The sequence below is a fragment of the Peptoniphilus timonensis JC401 genome (genome assembly GCF_000312025.1).
Lineage (GTDB): Bacteria > Bacillota > Clostridia > Tissierellales > Peptoniphilaceae > Peptoniphilus_A > Peptoniphilus_A timonensis.
In genome coordinates this window covers 140,059-154,952 of sequence record NZ_HE978594.1, presented here as the reverse complement: position 1 = coordinate 154,952, position 14,894 = coordinate 140,059, and the positions used below count along the sequence as shown (strand labels likewise).

Annotated in this window: 16 protein-coding genes, 1 tRNA gene, 1 riboswitch and 1 other annotated feature; of the genes, 9 read left to right on the top strand and 8 right to left on the bottom strand. The window is 31.9% G+C overall.

Annotation, left to right across the window (positions count from 1 at the left end; genetic code table 11):
- The 4 genes from HGPT_RS04455 to HGPT_RS09885 all read right to left on the bottom strand — a co-directional run.
- The coding region (locus HGPT_RS04455; RefSeq protein ID WP_040542528.1) for a P1 family peptidase at positions 1-391 on the bottom strand (391 nt) is incomplete at its 3' end.
- A 91-nt stretch (positions 392-482) separates the two neighbouring features.
- Positions 483-794 carry an MTH1187 family thiamine-binding protein gene (locus tag HGPT_RS04450; RefSeq protein ID WP_019138660.1) on the bottom strand — a complete coding sequence of 104 codons (312 nt, stop codon included), beginning with the start codon at positions 792-794 and terminating at the stop codon, positions 483-485.
- Position 795: 1 nt separating this feature from the next.
- The gene (locus HGPT_RS09890; protein WP_245544131.1) at positions 796-1,143 is read right to left on the bottom strand and encodes a trimeric intracellular cation channel family protein; all 348 of its coding nucleotides are present in this window, start codon (positions 1,141-1,143) and stop codon (positions 796-798) included.
- Positions 1,130-1,453: a trimeric intracellular cation channel family protein gene (locus tag HGPT_RS09885; protein WP_245544130.1), complete on the bottom strand. Its 324-nt coding sequence runs from the start codon at positions 1,451-1,453 to the stop codon at positions 1,130-1,132. The genes HGPT_RS09890 and HGPT_RS09885 overlap by 14 nt, the downstream gene beginning before the upstream one ends.
- Positions 1,454-1,972: 519 nt before the next feature.
- Here HGPT_RS09885 and HGPT_RS04440 point away from each other — a divergent pair.
- The 7 genes from HGPT_RS04440 (at position 1,973) to HGPT_RS09875 (ending at position 9,317) form a co-directional block, all read left to right on the top strand.
- The gene (locus HGPT_RS04440) at positions 1,973-2,323 is read left to right on the top strand and encodes a type II toxin-antitoxin system PemK/MazF family toxin (protein ID WP_019138658.1); all 351 of its coding nucleotides are present in this window, start codon (positions 1,973-1,975) and stop codon (positions 2,321-2,323) included.
- A 205-nt stretch (positions 2,324-2,528) separates the two neighbouring features.
- Positions 2,529-3,821: an amidohydrolase gene (locus HGPT_RS04435; RefSeq protein ID WP_019138657.1), complete on the top strand. Its 1,293-nt coding sequence runs from the start codon at positions 2,529-2,531 to the stop codon at positions 3,819-3,821.
- A 1-nt stretch (position 3,822) separates the two neighbouring features.
- Positions 3,823-4,815, top strand: a complete 993-nt coding sequence (gene trpS / locus HGPT_RS04430) for a tryptophan--tRNA ligase (protein ID WP_019138656.1) — start codon at positions 3,823-3,825, stop codon at positions 4,813-4,815.
- A 63-nt stretch (positions 4,816-4,878) separates the two neighbouring features.
- Entirely contained in the window at positions 4,879-5,097 is a 219-nt protein-coding gene (locus HGPT_RS04425) for a sodium ion-translocating decarboxylase subunit beta (protein ID WP_019138655.1), read from the top strand.
- Positions 5,098-5,299 (top strand) — a binding site (T-box leader).
- Positions 5,300-5,371: 72 nt separating this feature from the next.
- Positions 5,372-8,023 carry a valine--tRNA ligase gene (locus HGPT_RS04420; protein WP_019138654.1) on the top strand — a complete coding sequence of 884 codons (2,652 nt, stop codon included), beginning with the start codon at positions 5,372-5,374 and terminating at the stop codon, positions 8,021-8,023.
- Positions 8,020-8,709, top strand: a complete 690-nt coding sequence (locus tag HGPT_RS09880) for a bifunctional folylpolyglutamate synthase/dihydrofolate synthase (protein ID WP_019138653.1) — start codon at positions 8,020-8,022, stop codon at positions 8,707-8,709. The genes HGPT_RS04420 and HGPT_RS09880 overlap by 4 nt, the downstream gene beginning before the upstream one ends.
- 203 nt (positions 8,710-8,912) lie before the next feature.
- On the top strand, positions 8,913-9,317 hold the full coding sequence (locus HGPT_RS09875) for a glutamate ligase domain-containing protein (protein ID WP_019138652.1): 405 nt from the start codon (positions 8,913-8,915) through the stop codon (positions 9,315-9,317).
- Between the two features lie 79 nt (positions 9,318-9,396).
- On the opposite strand, the gene HGPT_RS04410 is transcribed toward HGPT_RS09875, so the two are convergent.
- The 3 genes from HGPT_RS04410 to HGPT_RS04400 form a co-directional block, all read right to left on the bottom strand.
- Positions 9,397-10,428, bottom strand: a complete 1,032-nt coding sequence (locus HGPT_RS04410) for a hypothetical protein (protein WP_019138651.1) — start codon at positions 10,426-10,428, stop codon at positions 9,397-9,399.
- Between the two features lie 114 nt (positions 10,429-10,542).
- A complete protein-coding gene (locus HGPT_RS04405) occupies positions 10,543-11,433 on the bottom strand; it encodes a copper amine oxidase N-terminal domain-containing protein (protein WP_019138650.1) in 891 nt (296 codons plus the stop codon).
- A 100-nt stretch (positions 11,434-11,533) separates the two neighbouring features.
- Positions 11,534-11,905 (bottom strand): zinc-ribbon domain-containing protein, encoded by a 372-nt coding sequence (locus HGPT_RS04400; protein ID WP_244946988.1) that lies wholly within the window; start codon positions 11,903-11,905, stop codon positions 11,534-11,536.
- Positions 11,906-12,279: 374 nt separating this feature from the next.
- Here HGPT_RS04400 and HGPT_RS04395 point away from each other — a divergent pair.
- Positions 12,280-12,363, top strand: a tRNA-Leu gene (locus HGPT_RS04395).
- Positions 12,364-12,466: 103 nt separating this feature from the next.
- Here HGPT_RS04395 and fic read toward each other — a convergent pair.
- Positions 12,467-13,033: a protein adenylyltransferase Fic gene (gene fic, locus HGPT_RS04390; protein WP_019138648.1), complete on the bottom strand. Its 567-nt coding sequence runs from the start codon at positions 13,031-13,033 to the stop codon at positions 12,467-12,469.
- A gap of 171 nt (positions 13,034-13,204) precedes the next feature.
- On the opposite strand from fic, the gene HGPT_RS04385 reads away from it, so the two are divergent.
- A complete protein-coding gene (locus HGPT_RS04385) occupies positions 13,205-14,623 on the top strand; it encodes a L,D-transpeptidase family protein (RefSeq protein ID WP_019138647.1) in 1,419 nt (472 codons plus the stop codon).
- 154 nt (positions 14,624-14,777) lie between these two features.
- A riboswitch (FMN riboswitch) is annotated at positions 14,778-14,890 on the top strand.
- Positions 14,891-14,894: the final 4 nt, after the last annotated feature.

Here is a 14,894-nt window from a genome sequence, read left to right as displayed (position 1 = left end):
TTTTTGCTGCAGCATAACCCATCTTAAAATCAGGTCTAACCTTTGCATCACCTAGTGCAAGATCAAATAGAACTGCACCAGGAACTATAGGGACAACACCAACACCAACATCAAAACCAGAACCACTTTCTTCCAAAAATTTCATAATGCCGCCGCCAACATCAAGACCATAGGCAGAGCCACCAGTTAAAAAAACGGCGTGAACCTTTTGGACTAAATTTTCTGCTCTTAAAAGATCAGTTTCACGAGTACCAGGACCTGCTCCACGAACATCAACTCCAGCAGTAAAACCATCCTCACACAAAATAACACTAGTCCCAGTTAGGGCAAGCTTATCTTCTGCATGGCCAAGTTTTATTCCTTCAACATCTGTCAAAAAACCTTCGTACATATTTCCTCCTCCTTAAAAAAACATAAAGACCATAATAAATTAAAAAATATTTTTAGAAAAACCCCATCAATATGATGAGGTCCTATAAAAATTATTTATTTTTTCTCTTTTCATTAACTGATGTAACTTTATCCTTAAAAGTGTAATCCTTGTCACGTCTGTCGTCAATTTTTACAACAGAATAAACTCTATTTGCTCCAGCATCAAAGACAGATTCTTGCATTCTTCTTATTACTTCATATAAAACTTTTAAGTCGTCATGAGCAATTGTTGTGCCCATGGGATTTAGTTCATAAGTTAATCCTTCGATTTCTCCAATTGAATCCAAGGCACCTGCTATGTATTTGCTCACAGATGTAGTCTTTGTTCCTATAGGTATAAGTGTTAATTCTGCTACTGCCATTTTATTCCTCCTGATTTTTTATCCTTGGCAAGTTCCAATTTTTTTTCACTGCCAAAAGTCTAAATATTAAAACTGTAAAAAAGCAAATTATCATGGAAAATTGATAAGAAAAGAAATGTCTTGCAATTATAAATACAATTGAACCTAAGATACAGGCACCGGCATAAATTTGTTCCTTAAAAATAAAGGGGATAGTCCCAGCCAAGATATCACGAATCATACCACCGCCGACTCCAGTTATTGTTCCCACAAAGATAAGAAGGAACCTTTTGTCGTAACCTAAAGAGATTGCTGTTGCCATTCCAGTTATGGTAAAAGATGCAAGTCCAATTGTGTCAGTTATAATCATGAATCTGTTCATGAGTTTTAACAAGTGAGAGTTGGAAAAATTTTTCTTTAGTAAAAAAGAAAATAAAAACCAAAACTGCAAAGGCAGTGGATATAAGAGCATTTGTTGAATTTTGAAACATATTTGGTGGATTTATTCCAAGTACCAAGTCACGAACAAAGCCTCCTCCAAGAGCTGTCACAAGTCCCAAAACTATTACGCCAAGTATGTCCATATTCTTTTTGCAACCAAGTATGGCACCAGAAATTGCAAAGGCAATAGTTCCGATGATGTCAAAAAATACATTAAATTCTAAATAATTTCCATTCATAAGCTCATTATACCAAAGTTTATTTTGTGAAGTGAGAAATTTCAATAAATTGAAAAAAATTTTTTAATAAGGGTAAAGACAAAATCCAAGATACATGGAAGATGAATTTTATCCTATAAATTGCCAAACTTGTGTGCTTGCTTGTGAGCCTGCAGAAGAAATTATATTGGAAGGATTTTACGAAAATGCAAATGTGTCATTCTATAATAACAAGGATGAATTAAGCTATTTAGGACTGCCTGCATTTTATTTTAGAAAAAGTAAATAATCTTGAACAGATACAAGATGAAAGGTATTTAGAAATACAAAAATACTTTCATTCCAAAAATAGCTTAATTATTATAAGCACACTGACAATTAAATGTTATAAATACCTTGTTTTATTTCAATAAAAGTGATAATATTTAATTACCGAAAACCTTATTAGTTAAGGATAAGGTACTCATAAGAGGAAAGAGCCTTATTAGTTAAGGACATTGCAAGCAGGCTGGTTAGCCTGCTTAATTTTTGGGGAAATTTATGAAATTTGAATTATTTGATGTTTATCTGGTTGATTTTAAAAATAATATAGGTGGAGAATTACAAGGGAAACATTATGCTGTAATTTTGTCTAATTTTTCCTATGCGGATAAAACTATTTTAGTTGCACCAATTACAAGTAAAAAATCAGGTAAAAAATATCGTGGTGGATTTACAATAAATTGTAGGGATTATCAGCAAAACCCAAGTTATGAAAAAGCTTTTGTAAGGGTTAATAAATTAAGAGAAGTTTCAACAGAAAGATTTTTAGGGAATAGAATTTACAAGTTAAATGATGTTGACATTAATAAGTTAATAAATTCATTTAAGAATGTTTTTAAATTTATATGATTTGAGTTAAAGCACACTAACTGTTAAAGAGTAGATGTGCTTTTTTGATGGAAATTATCGCGAGTTAATATTGTAAAATCACAGAAAAATTCACAGGACTAAATATTTTGCAGGGAGCTCATAGAATTTTAAATTCTCAATCATACTTTAAAAATTGAAAAAAATTTTTAAACTTTGTTATAATAATATTAGTATTGGAGGAATTATGAGTATACTTTTAAAAAATATTTCATATTTAGATATAGAAGAAGAAAAAATTGTCGACAAGGCAGATATTTTTATAGAAGAAAATAAAATAAAAAAAATTGGAAAAAATTTAGATCTATCAGCAGATGAAGTTCTTGATGGAGAAAATAAACTTCTCACACCAGGTTTTGTAAATGCCCACACTCATCTTGGTATGTCTTATTTTAGAAACTATGCCGATGACTTGGCACTTATGGACTGGCTTGAAAATGAAATTTGGCCAATAGAAGCTAAATTAAATGCAGAAGACATTTATTGGTCTTCAATGCTTTCTATTATTGAAAATATAAAGTCAGGGGTCACATCTTTTTGCGATATGTATTACGAAATGGATAGAGTTGGCGATGCAGCTATAGAAGCAGGAATTCGTGGAGTCTTAACTCGTGGCATGACAGATGTGGATGGCAAGGGCGAAGAAAAGTTACAAGAATTTGATGATCTTTACAATAATTATCACGAAAAGTGTAATGGCAGAATAAAAGTTGTTCCTGCACCTCACGCAATTTACACTTGTTCCACAGAATTTCTAAAAGAAATTGCAAAAAGATCTCTAGAAAGATATGACAGCTTAATTCACATTCACTTGTCAGAAACTCTTACAGAAGTTGAAAATTCTAAAAAAGAATATGGCATGACACCAATTGAATATGTAAATTCATTGGGCCTTCTTGATAGCCAAATAATTGCAGCTCACTGCGTTCACATTACTGACGAGGAAATTGAACTTGTAAAGGATAAAAAATTCTTCCCAGTTTACAATCCATCATCAAACTTAAAGCTTGCCAGTGGATTTACACCAGTGGATAAACTTTTAAAAAATAATATCACTATGGCACTGGGAACTGATGGCGATTCATCAAATAACAATCAAGATTTTGTAGAAGAAAAGCACATTGGCGGCATTGTCAATAAGGCTGTTACTATGAATGAAAAAGCTGTTCCTGCAATAGAAATTTTAAAGATGGCAACAGTAAATGGAGCAAAGGCACTTGGATTTGAAAAACTTGGCTTAGTAAAAGAAAATTATCTTGCCGACCTTACAATTTTTGATTTAAACTCAAATTCCTTTACACCGAGAAATAATCTCATCTCTGCACTTGTATATTCTGCAAATTCATCTGATGTGGAATCAGTAATTTGCGATGGTAAATTTATAATGAAAAATAGAAAAATTGTAAATGTTGATGAAGAAAAAATTAGGAATCTAGTAAATGAGAGATGGGAAGATATAAAAACAAGGGGAGAAAATTAAAATGGATGATAAAAAAATAGTTTATTCAGGGATTCAACCTTCAGGTTCCCTCACTATTGGAAATTATATTGGAGCTTTAAAAAATTTTATTGGACTTCAAGATGACTACAACTGCTTATACTGCATTGTAGATATGCACGCAATAACTGCACCACAAGAACCAAAGGACTTGAGAAAAAATACTCTTGATGTCCTTGCTCTTTATCTAGCAGCAGGTCTTGATCCAAAGAAATCTATAATTTATATTCAATCTCACGTGCCACAACACGCAGAACTTGGTTGGGTACTTAACACAATGACTGGACTTGGACAACTTCAAAGAATGACACAATTTAAAGATAAGTCCAAAAAATATTCTGATGTCCAAGCTGGAATTTTAAACTATCCTGTTCTTATGGCTGCCGATATTTTGCTATATGGAACTTCTTATGTGCCTGTTGGAGAAGATCAAAAGCAACACATTGAACTTACAAGGGATTTGGCACAAAGATTTAATTCAAGATATTCAGAAACTTTTACTATTCCAGAAATTATGACTCCAAAAGTTGGGGCAAGGATCATGTCACTTAAGGATCCTTCTTCAAAGATGTCTAAGTCTGATTCAAATAAAGATTCCTTTATCTTAATTTTGGATTCAGAAGACGACACAAGAAAGAAAATAAAAAGAGCAGTGACAGATTCAACTGGAGAATTTAGATATTCTGATGAACAAGCTGGTTTAAAGAATTTAATAAATATTCACTCATCTTTTTCTGGCATGAGCCCTGAAGAAATTGTCAAGAAATACGAAAATCTTGGCTATGGAGAATTTAAAGAAGACCTTGGAGAAGTTGTAGTTGAAGGATTAAGACCACTTAGAGAGAGATTTAAAGAAATAAGATCTGACAAGGCATATCTTGAATCAGTTTACAAAGAAGGAGCAGAAAAAGCATCTTATCTTGCAAATAAAACTCTAAGAAAAGTTTATAAAAAAGTTGGTTTTATCCCTAGATAATCGAATTCTTATTGATTTCAAAGATTTTTTGTGGTATCTTTTATATTAAGTTGGAGGTGGCTTATGAAGAAAATAATAATTGTAGTAGCGATTAGCTTAATAGGTTCAGGAGTCTTAGATAGATCTAATGCAAATGAAGCTGCATCTATTGGAATAATCGGCGGAGCAGATGGTCCAACTCAAATCTATACAGAAACAAATAAAAAGACTGACAAAGATAAGGGTATAGAAATTATTGGTGAGGCAGACGGTCCGACACAAATTTATACTGAATCAAAATAAAAACAAGCAATAAAAAAGAGGATTGTAAAAATTTATATCAAGAGAGAGACTGTTTGCTGAGAGGTCTTTATGAACTTTACAATTGTAGCTTTTTTGCTTCTTTGGTGAAAATAGTAGCCAGAGACGACTTATCTCGTTAAAGATTTTAGAGTGTTTATTGAAAAATAAAAATTAAGGTGGTACCGCGTCTTTCGTCCTTAGGGATGGAGGACGCTTTTTTATTTTTAATTTTATAAATTGTAAATATGTAAAAAAGATAAATTTAGGAGGAAAAATGAAAGAGTTAAACAAAACTTATGATCCAAAGGATTTTGAAGAAAAAATCTATGATTATTGGATGGAAAATAATTATTTTAAGGCAGAGGTGGACGAAAACAAGAAGCCTTATTCTATAGTAATGCCACCTCCAAATGTAACTGGAAATCTTCACATGGGTCATGCTCTTAATAACACAATACAAGATGTTTTAATTAGGACAAAGAGAATGCAAGGCTACTCTGCTCTTTGGGTTCCAGGAACAGATCACGCTTCTATTTCCACTGAAGCAAAGGTAGTGGAAAAATTAAGAAGTGAAGGAATAGATAAGGAAGACATTGGAAGAGAAAAATTCCTAGAAAGAGCTTGGGATTGGACTAACGAATATGGTGGAAACATTGTAAATCAACTTAAAAAACTTGGAATTTCCTGCGACTGGTCAAGACAAAGTTTTACTCTTGATGATAATTTATCCAATGCAGTGGAAGAAGTTTTTATAGAACTTTATGAAAAGGGACTAATTTATCGTGGCAACAGAATTATTAATTGGTGCCCATCTTGTGAAACTTCAATTTCTGATGCAGAAGTAGAACACGTTGAAAGTGACGGAAACATCTGGTACTTTAAATATCCTTTTGCAGATAGAGAAGGCGGAATTGAAATTGCAACTACAAGACCTGAAACAATCCCAGGAGACCTTGCCATTGCAGTAAATCCAGCTGATGAAAGATACACTGATTTAGTTGGAGAATATGTAATGATTCCAGTAATGGATAACAAAAAAATTCCTATTATTGCCGATGAATATGTTGAAATGGATTTTGGTTCTGGTGCAGTAAAAATCACTCCATCACATGACCCTAATGACTTTGAAGTTGGTGCTCGTCACGATCTTGGTCAAAACATAGTAATTGATGGCAAGGGATATTTAAATGAAAATGCTGGTGCCTATGCAGGTATGGAAAGATATGAAGCAAGAAAGAAAATAATAGAAGATTTTGAAAAGCTTGGCTTTTATATTGGCAAAAAACATCACCACAACGCTGTTGGTCACTGTGAAAGATGTCACACAGTTATAGAACCACTAATTTCAAAACAATGGTTTGTAAAAATGGCACCTCTTGCAAAGCCAGCTCTTGAAGAATACAGAAAGGGAAATTTAAATATTGTCCCAGAAAGATTTGGAAAAATTTATGAAAATTGGTTAGAAAATATTCGTGACTGGAATATTTCAAGACAACTTTGGTGGGGACACAGACTTCCAGTTTGGTATTCTGATTCTGATGATGAAATTGTTATTTCAAGAGAAGATCCATCAAATACAGAAGGACACGAAGGAAAAACATATACACAAGATCAAGACACATTAGACACTTGGTTTTCATCAGCTCTTTGGCCTTTCTCAACATTAGGTTGGCCAGAAAAAACTCCTGAATATGAATATTTTTATCCAACAAATGTGCTTGTAACTGGTTATGACATAATTTTCTTCTGGGTAATTAGAATGGTATTTTCTGCCTTAGAACAAACTGGCAAACTTCCTTTTAAAGATGTATTTTTAAATGGACTTGTAAGAGATGACCAAGGTAGAAAGATGTCAAAATCTCTTGGAAATGGAATCGACCCACTAGATATAATTAGAGATTATGGTGCTGACGCCCTTAGATTTACTCTTGTAACTGGAAATACACCAGGTAATGACATGAGATTTTATATTAAGAGAGTAGAAGCAAATAGAAACTTTGCCAATAAACTTTGGAATGCAACAAGATTTCTAATGATGAATATGTCTGATGAAATTAAGGATTCAAAATTTGATTTAGAAAAACTTCACTACCAAGACAAGTGGATAATTTCAAAATTACAAAAAGTTATAAAATCAATTACAGAAAAAATCGACAAATATGAAATTGGACTTGCAGCAGATGCAATCTACGACTTCATCTGGTCTGACTTCTGCGACTGGTACATTGAAATTGTAAAGCCAGTTTTATATTCAGATGATTTAGAAGAAAAGAACAACACAGTAAAAGTTTTACTTTATGTATTAGAAAACATCTTAAAACTTCTTCATCCATTTATGCCATATATCACAGAAGAAATTTGGCAAGCTCTACCAAATAGAGAAGAAGCCTTAATTATTTCATCTTGGCCAGAATACAAGGAAGATTTTGTATTTGAAAAAGAAGAAAAAGCCACTGAATACATTGAAAATGCAATTCGTGAAATTAGAAATGCAAGAAGTGAAATGAATATAGAAAACTCAAAGAAATCCAACACTCTTGTCTACACAAAGGATGCTGAAGTGAAGGAAATTTTTGAAGAAATGAAGGGACTTTTACTAAATCTTGGTTATTCAAATTCAGTTGAAATAACAGATGATGAAGCAAAGAAAAATTCTGAAAATATAGCCATTGTTCTCGATAGAGCAGAAATTCAACTTCCACTAAAGGAACTTGTTGACTTTGAAAAAGAATTAAAAAGACTTCAAAAGGACAAGAAGGATGCAGAAGCTGAACTAAAAAGAGCAAAGGGAAAACTTTCTAACCAAGGTTTCGTATCAAAAGCTCCAGCAAAATTAATCGAAGAAGAAAAAGAAAAAGTTACAAAATACGAAGAAATTTTAAAAACTGTAGAAGCACAAATTGCAAAGGTAGTAAAAAATCTATGACTTATGAAGAAATTGTAGAAAATATTGAGAAGAGAATTGGAAAATTCAAGTCCAAGGGCAATGTGAGAATCAAAAAATTCTTAGAAAATATTGATTCACCCCATAAAAAATTAAAAGTAATTCACATTGCAGGGACTAATGGCAAGGGCTCAACAGTAAGCTTTATAAAGGACATCTTAAAAGAAGACTATAAACTTGGCACTTTTGTTTCTCCTCATCTAATCACATATTGTGACAGGATAAAAATTGGCGATAGAGAAATATCACAAGAAGACTTTGCTGATATAGGCGAATTTATTTTAGAAAAGGAAAAAGAAATAGTTGAAGAATATGGGGAATTAAATCTCTTTGAATTTTTAACTATTATGGCAATAATTTACTTTGAAAGAGAAAAAGTTGATTTGGCAGTTTTGGAAGTTGGCATGGGAGGTCGTGCCGACTCCACAAATATCTTCACAAGTCGTGAAAAATTAATTTCCATTATCACATCTATTTCCATGGATCACATGGAATATCTTGGCAATACAATAGAAGAAATTGCAGATGCCAAGGCAGGCATTATCCAAGAAGATGGACTTGTCGTGACTACAAATAAAGATGAAAAAATCCTTAAAGTTATAAATAAGGAAGCAAGAAAAAATCTGCAGAAATTTTTTACACTAAGGATCTTGAAAGTGAAATTATAAAATCTGACTTAAAGGGAATTGATTTTAGAGTAAAATTAGATGGAAAAGAAGAAAAATTTCATCTCACACAAATTGGCGATTACCAAGCTGAAAATGCCCTTGGAGCAATTTATGCCCTTTATATTTTAAATAAGAGGGGTATTTTAAAAATTTCTCTTGATGAAATAAGAGATAGGATAAAAAATTCAACATGGGCTGGCAGAATGGAAATTGTGTCGAGAGATCCACTTATTATACTAGATGGAGCTCACAATTTTGATGGAATAAAAAAATTAATAGAATCCATTGATAACTTTAAGTTCAAAAAACTTTATCTAATCATGTCCATTTTATCAGACAAGGAACACAATAAGATGCTAGAAGAAATTTCATCTTTCACTGACGAAGTCGTCTTTGTAAATTTGGACTACAAGAGGGGAACAAGCCCTGAAGAATTAAAAAAAGAGGCAGCTTCTTATGGAATTAGAGCCCAAGTGATGAAGTTGGAAGATGCCATAGACCATTATAAAGAAAAATACAATGATGGCGATTTGATTTTAATAACTGGTTCACTTTATTTTGTGAGTGAAGCGAGGGCAAAGATTTTAAATTACGATTACAGTATTTAAACCTAATAAAATTAAAAAATTATAAAAAAAATAAGACCATGGATTATAATTTCCATGGTCTTTTAAAATTCAAGTTAAATTATTTTGCTTCTTTTGCAGTTTCTTTAACTTCTTCTTTTGCTTCTTTAGCGTCTTTTTTGATTTCTTTTTTGCCTTCTTCAGCTTTTTCTTCTATTTTAGCGTCAGCTTTGAAACCAATTTTTTCTCCAGCTTCAACTAGAGCTTTAAGTTCGTTTTCGAATTGTTCAGCAGTAGCTTTTTCATCATTTAGAAGTGATTTTGCAGCTGCAACTGCGTTTTCGTAGTTAGTTTTAACTTCGTCAGTAGCTTTTTTGTATTCTTCAGAAGCACGAACTTCTTTTTCTTTAGCTAATTCTTTGTTGATAGCTTCTTTTACTTCTTCAACTTTAGGAGCAACTTTTTCTTCTTTAGTTTCTTCTTTGTTAACAACAGAAGTTAAAAGAACAGTATCAGTAGCTTTGTCATATCCAACGCCAAATTCAAGAGCTTCGCCAAGATCTCTTAACTTGTAGTAGTTAAGGTCATCAATCTTGTAAGCAGTAGCAGTAAGAGTTTTATCTCCAACTAGAACTTTGTCATTTGTAAGCATACCCTTAGATTCAGCTTTAACTTCTTTTTGGTCAGATTCTACAACTTTGTAGTCTTCTGCCTTAGTTAGAGTAACAACGCCATCTTTGTAGTTAACGCCGAATTTAGCTTCTGAATCTTTAAGAACTGCAGCTAAATCTCTAAGTTTGAAGTAGTTGTAACCATCAATATTGTATCCGTAGATAACAACATCTTTGCCGTCAAGTTTAACTTTTTGTTTAGTAGCTTTAACGTCAATAGTCTTAACTTCTTTTTTAACTTCTTCTTTAACTTCTTTAGCTTCTTCTTTAACTTCAGTCATTTTTTCTTCAGCTTTTTCTTCAACTTTTTTGCCAGCTTCTTTAGTTTCTTCTAGCTTTTTGTTGCCTTCTTCAACAACTTTTTCCATCTTAGTTGGTTCTTTTACGTCTTTAACAGCTTCAGTAACTTCAGCGAAAACTGGGCTTGCAGTAGATAAAAGCATAACTCCTGCTAGTGATAATGATGTTAATTTTTTGTTCATATTTTTTATCCTCCTAAAATATAAGTTAACTTTATTATACAGATTTTCTTCAATAAATCAATTAAAAGGCTAAAATGAGTGACTTAATTTGGCATTCTTAATATTTCTGTAACATTAATAATTAGAATAAGCGTAAACAAATCCGCCACTTGCATCAATTGCTATTAGGCTAGATTTTGTGTAAAAGTTGTAAGTTCCAGCTTCTGGCGTAACTTGTTGATTTGCATTAAGTTCATTTTCCTTTAAAAATCTTTTCTTATCCCCAACTATGTCCATAAATTCACGAGCCACTTTTTTTGACTCATCTTCACTTAAATGTTTTTCCAAGAAAGGATACTTTTCGTTAGGGAAGTAGTCAAACTTATAAAATCTTAAATTATTATTTTTATCAAAAGAAAATCTCATAGACAAATTTTTCTTTTCATAATCCTTTAAGTACAATTCATAAACTTTTCCATCTTCCACTTCTTCAACTTTCATCACACCATCTTTTAGATATCCAGCAAGATCAGTTACCTTTCTTATCTTATTAATAGTTTGAAGATCCTTTGCATCCTTAATTAAATCTACACCACGAGTGGAGTCAATTTCATAACCATTGTCGATTGCACAGTAAAACTCTTTTTCATTCCATTCTAATTTTGCATCCATGGCATTGGCAAGCGCCCTTGCTGGCACATAAGTTGTATCATCCATGATGAAAGATGGAGAGTCAATTGTGAAGACCATATCGTCAATCCTATACTCATTAGAATCAACATAAAAGACAATTTTCTTATCTTGATTTAAAATTTCAACCTTACGCTCATCAGCATTCCAATTGACATCAGCACCTAGATTTTCAGAAACTAGGCGAAGAGGAATGTGAATCCTATCATTTTTAACAATAAATTCCTTTTCAAAGACAATATTATTAATGACAAGAGTCATCTTTTTCCCACCATTGGCATAAACGCTAGTAAATAAAAATAAAAAAGATAAAATAAATAAAAACTTCTTTTTCATAATATCACTCCTTTAATTCATTATAACATTAATAAAAGATTTAAAATTTACAAAAAGATTAAGAATTTAGGCAAAATAAAAAGTCCCCATAAGGGAACTTTTAAGATTTTATTATGAATTTGTTGCCGCAAGACTTGCAAGTTACTCTTATTTTGCCCTTGCCCCTTGGGACTTTCATCTCAAACTTACAAGATGGACATTTGATATACTTGTAAGTTTTTCTTTTTTCATAAGTATTTTTTGATTTCGAAAATTTTCTTTTCAGTGGCTCAACTGTGTCCAAAAATTTTCTATTTTCCTTGTATCTTGCATTGACATCACGAGAAAGGATCCTGTAATAGGAATAAATTATAAGCACTAGCGCAACTGTTGGCAGGGAAGCATTTTTCACAAAGAGATTTATAATTAAAATCACAAGTGCCAGGGATAGGATAAATTTGCCCAATTGATCTTGCCCATATCTGCCGACCATAAATTGTCTCATTTTTTCTTTAAAGTTCAAAAAAATCAACTCTTTCTAAAATTATTCTTTCTAAATATTATAGTATAGGAAGATATAAAAAGAAATAGGAGCAAATAATAGTAGCAGCTAAAATTTATAAAAATTTTGTAAAGAAATCCCATAAATTCACTCTTTATATAAAATTAAAATAAAATTTGTAAAAAAAAATATAAAAAATTCTGGATTTTTTAAAAATCACCTGCTATAATAAAGAAGCACCAGAAAAGAGAAGGACAAATCTTCTCAAAAATAAAAAATAAAAAATAAAAAGTAAAAAAACTTTAAAAAAGTATTGACAAAATATTAAAAGGTGCGTATAATATATTTTGTTGTTAAAACTTCATGCGGGAATGGCGGAATTGGCAGACGCGCTAGACTTAGGATCTAGTTCCAACGGAGTGGGGGTTCAAGTCCTCTTTCCCGCACCAGTATTAAGCCCACAAGATAACTTGTGGGTTTTTTCATGCCTATTTTTATAAAAATCATAAAAAAATCTCTTGCATTTATTTTACAAGAGATTTACAGAATTATTTATTTATTTAAATTTTCAATATCGTATTGGTATAGGTCCTCATAATAATAAGAATTTTGAATACCACGCATATAGACTTGTCTGCTTTCAATATCACTTGTTAAAGCTGATTTCAACAAATGATTTATCTCCAGTGAGTTGACGGGAGATCTTTCCATAGCACTTAGATATTGAAATTTATCCACTTTAGACCAGTCTACACAGAGTTTTAAATTTTTCTTTAAAATTAAATCTAGCCATATTCTTGTTGCACGGCCGTTTCCTTCTCTAAAAGGGTGGGCGACATTCATTTCTACATACTTTTCGATAATTTCATCAAAATTATTGTCGGGCATTTTTTCTATTATTTTTAAATTTTCTCTCAAAAATAAAATTGGAGCAAATCTAAAATTCCCCTTAGAAATATTTACTTTTCTTATCTCCCCGGCAAAATCAAATATGTCTTGGAACAAATATCTGTGAATATCTTGCAGCCCTTTTAGACTTCCCACTTCAAATTCATTTATTAACTTCTTGTCCCAGAGTTCAATTGAACGCATTTTTGATAGTAACTCTTCATCTTTCATTTAATAACCCCTTTGCAAATCCTATTCATTAGATTAATTTTACATACAATCAAGTAAAAAAACAAATAAAGACTTACAAATTTATAAATTAAAATATTTACAAATACTTTACATTTAAAAAATCTCACATAAAAACATAAACTTTAGAGTATAATAGTTGAAGGAGGAATTATGAAAAAAGCATTTAAAATAATTTTTGGACTATTATTAGTTTTATTAATTTTCATATATATAATGGGACTTTATTTTTTCAAAGACAGATTTATGCCAAGAACTTTTGTCAATGGCAGAGATTTTGGTCTCACAAAGATTTCTGAATTTGAAAAAAATTACGAGGACCTATCAAGGAACTTTGAACTTGAAATAATATCAAAGGACAAAAATCTAAATGATAAAATTACAGCAAAAGAAATAAATTACATAGACTCCATTGGTTCAAGTTTTGTAGAACAAACTCCTTTCTATTGGCCAGTGGCTTCTCTTATAAATAAAAATTATGAAGTTGACTTTGACCTTCACTATGATGAAAAAGCTTTAGATGAAAAAATTGCAAATCTAAAAGCAGTTAGGGGAGAGTCTAAACCTTCTCAAGATGCCAAAGTCGTCTTTGACAAAGATGAATTTAAAATAGAAGATGAAGTTTATGGAAATATTATAAAAAGAGATGAACTAAGAAATGCAATCCTAAATCACTTTGCAGATAAAGACGAAAAATTAGACCTTGAAGAAGAAAATCTATATATGGAACCAAAGATAAAGGCAGATTCAGACTACATTAAAAAACAACTTGCTTCTTATGAAGAATTATTTAATAAAAAAATTACCTTTGACTTTGACGATAGAAAAGAAGAAGTAACAGGTCAGGGTATAATCGCTATGTATTCCAAGTCAGAGGATGGAAGTCTTGTCCTTGACGAAGAAAAAGTTGCCCATTTCGTAGAAAAACTTGCTGCAAAATATGACACTTATAGGACATCGAGGATTTTTTATGCAAGTGGTGTGGGAACAGTAAAAGTTGACGGTGGAATTTACGGCTGGCTAACAGACAGACCAAAGACGAGAGAAGTTCTTGTAGCTGCCCTAGAAAAAAATGAGCCAGTGACAGTAAAAGCAGTTTATAGACAAGATGCAGTTTCAAGAAAAATTGACGACATTGGGAAAACTTATATAGAAGTTGACTTGGCAAGACAAAAACTTTGGTACTACAACAATGGAATTATGGAACTACAAACAAATGTAGTTACAGGAAATCCAAATCATGGCAATGGAACTCCAACGGGGACTGATAGAATCTGGTCTCGTGAAAGAGATAGATACCTAACTGGAGAAACTTATCGTTCAAAAGTTTCCTATTGGGCTCCAATAAACTGGTCTGGCATAGGACTTCATGACGCATCATGGAGATCATCCTTTGGAGGAAATATCTATAGATCTGGTGGATCTCATGGCTGCATAAATATTCCACCTGCCGTTATGAAAAATCTTTATCCAAAAACATTTACAGGTATGCCAGTTATAGTTTATAATTCCGCAGCTCAAAAAGTTCAAGATCCAGGTCCAGAAAATACAGTGGGACAAAGACCACAATAAAATGTGAAAAAAAATTAGAAATAAAAAATTTGAAAGAAAAAATGCAAGGAGAAACATAAGAAAAATAATTGATAATAAATATAAATTAAGTAGACATAAATCTTGCAAAAATTTTCACAAATGTTATAATTAAATTAAGAAATAAATAATAATTTTAAATCTTCAGGGAAGGGTGCAAATCCCAACCGGCGGTAAAGTCCGCGAGCGAAAGCCGAATTGGTGCAATTCCAATACCGACAGTAAAGTCTGGATGAGAGAATGATTTAAACTT

What these genes read in the sequence shown, in the direction of transcription:
- HGPT_RS04450 (WP_019138660.1), bottom strand. Translation starts at nt 794, where the DNA reads ATGGCAGTAGCAGAATTAACACTTATACCTATAGGAACAAAGACTACA.
- HGPT_RS09890 (WP_245544131.1), bottom strand. Translation starts at nt 1,143, where the DNA reads ATGATTATAACTGACACAATTGGACTTGCATCTTTTACCATAACTGGA.
- HGPT_RS09885 (WP_245544130.1), bottom strand. Translation starts at nt 1,453, where the DNA reads ATGAATGGAAATTATTTAGAATTTAATGTATTTTTTGACATCATCGGA.
- HGPT_RS04440 (WP_019138658.1), top strand. Translation starts at nt 1,973, where the DNA reads ATGAAATTTGAATTATTTGATGTTTATCTGGTTGATTTTAAAAATAAT.
- HGPT_RS04435 (WP_019138657.1), top strand. Translation starts at nt 2,529, where the DNA reads ATGAGTATACTTTTAAAAAATATTTCATATTTAGATATAGAAGAAGAA.
- trpS (WP_019138656.1), top strand. Translation starts at nt 3,823, where the DNA reads ATGGATGATAAAAAAATAGTTTATTCAGGGATTCAACCTTCAGGTTCC.
- HGPT_RS04425 (WP_019138655.1), top strand. Translation starts at nt 4,879, where the DNA reads ATGAAGAAAATAATAATTGTAGTAGCGATTAGCTTAATAGGTTCAGGA.
- HGPT_RS04420 (WP_019138654.1), top strand. Translation starts at nt 5,372, where the DNA reads ATGAAAGAGTTAAACAAAACTTATGATCCAAAGGATTTTGAAGAAAAA.
- HGPT_RS09880 (WP_019138653.1), top strand. Translation starts at nt 8,020, where the DNA reads ATGACTTATGAAGAAATTGTAGAAAATATTGAGAAGAGAATTGGAAAA.
- HGPT_RS09875 (WP_019138652.1), top strand. Translation starts at nt 8,913, where the DNA reads ATGGAAATTGTGTCGAGAGATCCACTTATTATACTAGATGGAGCTCAC.
- HGPT_RS04410 (WP_019138651.1), bottom strand. Translation starts at nt 10,428, where the DNA reads ATGAACAAAAAATTAACATCATTATCACTAGCAGGAGTTATGCTTTTA.
- HGPT_RS04405 (WP_019138650.1), bottom strand. Translation starts at nt 11,433, where the DNA reads ATGAAAAAGAAGTTTTTATTTATTTTATCTTTTTTATTTTTATTTACT.
- HGPT_RS04400 (WP_244946988.1), bottom strand. Translation starts at nt 11,905, where the DNA reads ATGGTCGGCAGATATGGGCAAGATCAATTGGGCAAATTTATCCTATCC.
- fic (WP_019138648.1), bottom strand. Translation starts at nt 13,033, where the DNA reads ATGAAAGATGAAGAGTTACTATCAAAAATGCGTTCAATTGAACTCTGG.
- HGPT_RS04385 (WP_019138647.1), top strand. Translation starts at nt 13,205, where the DNA reads ATGAAAAAAGCATTTAAAATAATTTTTGGACTATTATTAGTTTTATTA.